This window comes from Bradyrhizobium sp. UFLA05-109 (assembly GCF_054185165.1).
On record NZ_JBBIAR010000143.1, the window covers coordinates 1 to 5,178 of the forward strand.

Genomic DNA, 5,178 nt, shown 5'->3' on the forward strand with positions numbered 1-5,178 from the left:
TGAAGACGCGCTCGACGGGCCGCACGTCCTGCGGACCGGAAGCGCCGGTCATGGTCAAGTAGGCCGCGTTGGAATAGACGACATGGCCGCGCGGATCGGTCACCGCGAGCCCGTCAAAGGCATGATCGGAGATGCGCGCAATGATGGGATCGTCGAGATTGCGGTCGGCGAAACGGACGATGCCGGCCGCAAAGGCGAACAGGTTGAACAGACCAACCATCGCCAACACGGCGAGAATGCCGAGGATGTAGGGCTGCGCCTGCGTCCGGCCGAGCGTCATCAGCCCGACGGCAACTGCCACGAGCGTCGCCGCCACCAGGAACACCAACGCGATGCTGCCCGAGCGCTGCGGCGGCTCATGCACCGCAACAGGCTCGCGTGACAGGTTGTGGTCGGTCTCAGCGGTCATCCCAGGTCAGCGCAGCCTGTTGACAGGAAAAGAACGCGCGAATTGCGCAACGGACCCTCCCTGCCTGAATCGGACCCGCAGGCGCAAGGGCGGCAGGGGCGAAACGTACGCTGATTCCCAGGTTACGGCCATTTCCGGTACTTTTCGGGTGTTTTATTGCCGTCCGGCGCCGAATCCGCGCTTCAGCCGCATGACGTAACCGATGACCTCGGCGACAGCATGGTAGTGCTCGACCGGGATTTCCTGGTCGATCTCGACGGTGGCATAGAGCGCGCGCGCCAGCGGTACGTTCTCGACGATTGGAATGTCGTGGTTGCGGGCGACCTCCCTGATCTTGAAGGCGAGATTGTCGACGCCCTTGGCGACGCAAATCGGCGCCTGCATGCCGCGCTCGTAGGACAGCGCCACCGAGTAGTGGGTCGGGTTGGTGATGATCACGGAGGCCTTGGGAACCGCCGCCATCATGCGCTTCTTGGCGCGCTGCAGGCGGAGCTGCCTGACCTTGCCTTTGATGTGCGGGTCGCCTTCGGACTGCTTGAACTCTTCCTTGATCTCCTGGAGCGACATCTTCTGCCGCTGGAACCAGCTGCGATATTGGAAGAAATAGTCTGCGATGGCGATGATGGCGAGCGCCGCGACCACCGCGCCGAGCAGATGGATGGTCATGCTGGTGGTGACGCCCAGCATGGCGGACGGATCGAGCTTGACCATCGACTCCACGCGATGCCGCTCCGGCCACAGGATCATGGTCATGACCGCACCGAGCACGATCAGCTTGCCGATGCCTTTGAGAAAGTTCGCCGCTGCCTGCTTGCCGAAAATGCGCTTGAGGCCGGCTGCAGGCGAAAGCTTGCTGAATTTGGGTTTCAGGGATTCGGCCGACCACACCAGGCGGTGCTGGAGCATGTTGCCCGCGATCGCCGCCAGCACCAGCATCAGCAACGGCACGCCGACCGCGGCGACCACCGCGAGCTCGATCTGCTGCATCAGCGCAAGCAGGTTCCCCCCGTCGGTCTTGATCATCCAGGAATTGGCGAGCAGGTTGCGCATCGGCGTCACCAGCCCGCTGCCGACCGAGCCCGAGAAAGTCGAGATCACGAGCGTGCCGCCCGCGATCATGAACCAGGTGTTGATCTCCTGGCTCTTGGCGACGTCGCCACGCTCGAGCGCTTGCTCAAGACGTTTTTGTGTCGGGTCTTCTGTTTGGCTCTCGGGATCGTTGTCGTCCGCCACGTAGCGCCCACTTTCCGAAGTTCGTCACTTTCGCGGCCCCCGTGCACGAACTTCGGAAAGCAGAAGGGCGCTACAAGACTTCAGTTTGGGTAGTGCCGCTTATCGATTTGAAGTTCCTCACAGAACTCGCGGCAAACACTGGAGGAACTTCAAATCGGCGGCACTAGGGATTCCTCTTACTTAAGCGGCATCATCTGGTGCATCACACCGATGAAATAGTCGAGGAAGGTGCCCATCAGCGCCGTGAGCACCACGGCGAGCACGAGGAAACCGGCGAAGATCGAGAGCGGCACGCCGACGAAATAGACCTGCATCTGCGGCATCAGCCGCGCCAGCACGCCAAGCCCGATATTGAAGACGAGGCCGAACACCAGGAACGGCCCGGAGAGCTGCAAGCCCAGCCGAAACGCGGCAGCGAAGGCGCGCGTCGCCAGCGAAGCGACGTCGCCGCTCGACATGGTCTCGCCCGGCGCGAAGATCGCATAGCTGTCGTTGAGCGCGGCAATCACGAGGTGATGGCTATCGGTCGCAAACAGCAGCGTCACGCCCAGCATAGTCAGGAAGTTGCCGACCAGCACACCCTGCTGGCCCTGCGTCGGATCGACTGAGGTGACGAAACCAAGCCCCATCTGCTGCGCGATCACGGCGCCGGCGACCTGGAGGGCGGCGAGCGTCACGCGTGCGGTCGCACCCAGCACGATGCCGATCGCGATCTCATGCAGCATCAAAACCAGGAGCGAGGCTATCGAGCCCATGTCGACATGGTAGGCGTTGCGATGCAGCGGCAGGATGATCAGCGTGAGCAGCAGCGCGATCGACAGTTTGACGCGCGTCGGGATATTGGTCTCGCCGAGCCCCGGCAGCAGCATCACCATCGCGCCGACCCGGGCGAAGGCGAGCATGAAGGCCGCGGCGAGCGCCGGCAGCAGCGAGACGTCGATGCGCATGGTTTACGCATACTGCCTCAGCCGCCGATGATTCGCGACGATATCCGCAGCATGTGGGAATGAAGCGCGTCGGCCATGAAGGGCAATGCCAGCAGCATGGTCGCGAAGATCGCGAGGATTTTCGGCACGTAGATCAGGGTCTGCTCCTGGATCTGCGTCAGCGCCTGGAACAGTGACACCACGACACCAACCACGAGCCCCACCACCATCAGCGGCGACGATACGATCACGATCGTCCAGATCGCATCGCGGGCGACATCAAGCGTCTCAGGTCCGGTCATTTTGATTCTCGCTTTACAACCCACTCAGTCATTCCGGGCCGCGCGCAGCGCGAACCCGGAATCTCGAGATTCCGGGTTCGGTGCTTCGCACCGCCCCGGAATGACGTGACGAAAATCAGATCGCCATCTTCATGATGTCTTCGTAGGACTGGATCACCCGGTCGCGCACCGACACCAGCGTCGACACGGCGACGTCGGTTTCCGCCACCGCCGTCACCACGTCCATCACGTTGGCTTTGCCACTCGCCATGGCCACGGTCTGCGCATCGGATTTGTGGCCGGATTCCATGACGCTGCCGATGGAGTCCTTGAGCAGCGCGGCGAAGGACGGACCGCTCGTCTCCGATCCCTTCCCGGCAGCGCTGTTTTCCAGCACGCGCGCGAGGTTGGCATAGGCATTGGCGGCAATCGTCGGTGAAGCCATGGCTTTGAGCCTCCTGTTCAGGCCTTGAGGATGTCGAGCGTGCGCTGGATCATTCGGCGCGTCGCACTGATGATGTTGAGATTGGCTTCATAGGACCGCTGCGCGTCGCGCATGTCGGTCATTTCGACCACCGAGTTCACGTTCGGATATTTGACGTTGCCGCTCGCGTCGGCGGCGGGATTGTTCGGCTCGTATTTGACGTGGAAGTTGGACTGGTCGGACTTGATCTTGCCGAGGGTGACGACTTGCGCGTCTAGCGTGCGGTCGAGCGCAGAGGAGAAGGTCGGCACCTTGCGCCGGTAGGGATCGCCGCCGGCGGCCTGGGAGGTGGAGTCTGCGTTGGCAATGTTCTCCGAGATCACCCGCATGCGGCCGGCCTGGGCGCGCAGGCCGGAGGTCGCAATCGCCATCGAGCGGGCAAAGTCGCTGCTGTCGTTCGCCATGATGCGCCTCCGCTAGCTCTAGCCTTTGCCGATCGCGGTCTTCAGAAGGTGCAGGCTCTTGGAGTAGAGCGAGGTTGCGGCCGCGTAATCCATCTGGTTCGAGGCGGACTTCATCATCTCCTCCTCGAGATTGACGGCGTTGCCCGCCGGGCGTGTCTCGAAGCCCGCATTCTTGTTCTGGTCGAAACTCGACGGCGCGCCTGACGGCGTCATGTGCGAGGCGCTGGTGCGGGCCATCGCGAGGGGCCCCATCGAGCCGGCGACCGCGCCGGTCTTGTCGAACTTGGGCTCAACCAGGTCGCGCGGCCGAAAGTTGGGCGTGTCGGAATTGGAGACGTTCTCGGACAGGACGCGCTGGCGTTCCTGGTGCCACTGCATCTTGGTGCGAAGCGCAGAGAGCACCGGAAGGTCGTTGATGGACATGGCTTGCGGCTCCTTGCCCCGGATCAGGCCCGGAGCTAGGCAGAATTTGCCGCGTGTATGGTTAACGGCTGGTTAAGATATCAGCGACAGATGTACCGCCCTGAAACGCCAAGGTTTCGCCCCCGTGATTCTACGCCTCCGAAACACTCGTTAACCCAATCGCTTGGCTCCGGGACAATCCCCAAGAAGTCGTTTTGGATCGGGCGATTCATGGGTTATTAAGAACTGGGGACGGCAGAACTTGCCGTAAGGTGTTAAGGGATCGAACTTCTGGGGCGTCGCGGGCTTGCGGTCGGGATGGATTTCGACCATTGGCCGCATGAGACAAGCGCCATTTGCCGGGGACAAGCATGCAAGGCCCTTTGACCTTTATCTTAGCGTTCATCGTCGTTCTGGCGCTGATCGGCTTGGCCGCGTGGCTGGTTCGCCGATTCGCCTCGAACCGGCTGGGCGCCAACACCCAGCGCGGCCGGATGCCGCGGCTTGCCGTGATCGACGCGGCCGCCGTGGATGGCCGCCGCCGCCTGGTGCTGGTCCGGCGTGACAATGTCGAACATCTCCTGATGATCGGCGGCCCGACCGACATCGTCGTCGAACCCAACATCGTGCGCGCGGCCGCGAGTCGCGATCAGCTGCCGCAACGGTCCGGGAATGCCGAGCCCCCGCGCCTCGCCCCGATGCCCGAACCTGCCGCTTGGGATGAGCCCGCGCCGCGCCCCGAATTGCTCGACCATCCCGAGCCGCAGATGCCCGAGCCACCGCCACGGCCCGCGCGCCCCTCCTTCGCCGACGAAGTGCGCCGGCCCGCTCCTGCGCTCGGCGAGCGCCGCAGCGATCCGCTCGCCGGTTTTTCAGCCGAGCCGATCGCGCCGCGCCCCGAGCGCGAGCCACAAGCGAGGCCCGAGCCGATGCCGCCGCGCGTCCCGCGCAGCGAACCGATGATGCCGCGCCCGCCGCGCCAGAGCGAGCCGGTGAAGGTTCCACCCGTGCGGGCCGCAGCGCCGCCACCGCCTCCCCC

Annotated in this window: 7 protein-coding genes and 1 pseudogene; 1 reads left to right on the forward strand and 7 read right to left on the reverse strand. The window is 63.7% G+C overall.

Annotated elements, in window-relative coordinates; genetic code table 11:
- The 7 genes and pseudogenes from Q3C01_RS44570 to flgB all read right to left on the reverse strand — a co-directional run.
- Nucleotides 1-409 (reverse strand): annotated as a pseudogene (locus tag Q3C01_RS44570) (hybrid sensor histidine kinase/response regulator); the annotation flags it as partial.
- A gap of 153 nt (nt 410-562) precedes the next feature.
- On the reverse strand, nt 563-1,642 hold the full coding sequence (gene flhB, locus Q3C01_RS44575) for a flagellar biosynthesis protein FlhB (protein WP_458151689.1): 1,080 nt from the start codon (nt 1,640-1,642) through the stop codon (nt 563-565).
- Between the two features lie 176 nt (nt 1,643-1,818).
- Nucleotides 1,819-2,589 carry a flagellar biosynthetic protein FliR gene (gene fliR, locus Q3C01_RS44580; RefSeq protein ID WP_458151690.1) on the reverse strand — a complete coding sequence of 257 codons (771 nt, stop codon included), beginning with the start codon at nt 2,587-2,589 and terminating at the stop codon, nt 1,819-1,821.
- A 17-nt stretch (nt 2,590-2,606) separates the two neighbouring features.
- Nucleotides 2,607-2,870, reverse strand: a complete 264-nt coding sequence (gene fliQ, locus Q3C01_RS44585) for a flagellar biosynthesis protein FliQ (RefSeq protein WP_007612284.1) — start codon at nt 2,868-2,870, stop codon at nt 2,607-2,609.
- A gap of 115 nt (nt 2,871-2,985) precedes the next feature.
- Nucleotides 2,986-3,294: a flagellar hook-basal body complex protein FliE gene (gene fliE / locus Q3C01_RS44590; protein WP_458151692.1), complete on the reverse strand. Its 309-nt coding sequence runs from the start codon at nt 3,292-3,294 to the stop codon at nt 2,986-2,988.
- Between the two features lie 17 nt (nt 3,295-3,311).
- Nucleotides 3,312-3,737, reverse strand: a complete 426-nt coding sequence (gene flgC, locus Q3C01_RS44595; RefSeq protein WP_458151693.1) for a flagellar basal body rod protein FlgC — start codon at nt 3,735-3,737, stop codon at nt 3,312-3,314.
- Between the two features lie 18 nt (nt 3,738-3,755).
- Nucleotides 3,756-4,160: a flagellar basal body rod protein FlgB gene (flgB, locus tag Q3C01_RS44600; RefSeq protein WP_458151694.1), complete on the reverse strand. Its 405-nt coding sequence runs from the start codon at nt 4,158-4,160 to the stop codon at nt 3,756-3,758.
- Between the two features lie 350 nt (nt 4,161-4,510).
- On the opposite strand from flgB, the gene Q3C01_RS44605 reads away from it, so the two are divergent.
- The coding region (locus Q3C01_RS44605; RefSeq protein WP_458151695.1) for a flagellar biosynthetic protein FliO at nt 4,511-5,178 on the forward strand (668 nt) is incomplete at its 3' end.

Bases quoted from the DNA above. Each gene is read 5' to 3' on its own strand.
- fliR (WP_458151690.1), bottom strand. From the start codon at position 2,589: ATGCGCATCGACGTCTCGCTGCTGCCGGCGCTCGCCGCGGCCTTCATG.
- fliQ (WP_007612284.1), bottom strand. From the start codon at position 2,870: ATGACCGGACCTGAGACGCTTGATGTCGCCCGCGATGCGATCTGGACG.
- fliE (WP_458151692.1), bottom strand. From the start codon at position 3,294: ATGGCTTCACCGACGATTGCCGCCAATGCCTATGCCAACCTCGCGCGC.
- flgC (WP_458151693.1), bottom strand. From the start codon at position 3,737: ATGGCGAACGACAGCAGCGACTTTGCCCGCTCGATGGCGATTGCGACC.
- flgB (WP_458151694.1), bottom strand. From the start codon at position 4,160: ATGTCCATCAACGACCTTCCGGTGCTCTCTGCGCTTCGCACCAAGATG.